General features: G+C 53.6%; 1 protein-coding gene. It reads right to left on the reverse strand.

Annotated elements, in window-relative coordinates; translation table 11 throughout:
• The coding region (locus tag EOD29_RS35075) for a TonB-dependent receptor (protein ID WP_127248929.1) at window positions 1-235 on the reverse strand (235 nt) is incomplete at both ends.

A 235-nucleotide genomic window follows, 5' to 3' on the forward strand; every position in this document is an offset into this window, starting at 1 on the left:
AACCGATCGCAAGTATTTGCCCGTATCCTCGTTGCGGCCATAGGCATAGGCAAGCGACGCATGCAGGTTGATGCCATTGTTGAATGTCTTGACGGCACTGGCTTCAATACCCGAAATTGTGGCCGCAGAAACGTTCGTGTAGTTGAACTCCGTAAAGCCGGTCGCGTCCCGGCTTGTCACCGTCTCGATAAAGTTCTGGTAGCGGGTGTGAAAAGCCGCAACCCGACCGGTAAAA

This window comes from Mesorhizobium sp. M1A.T.Ca.IN.004.03.1.1, assembly GCF_003997555.1.
Taxonomy (GTDB): domain Bacteria; phylum Pseudomonadota; class Alphaproteobacteria; order Rhizobiales; family Rhizobiaceae; genus Mesorhizobium.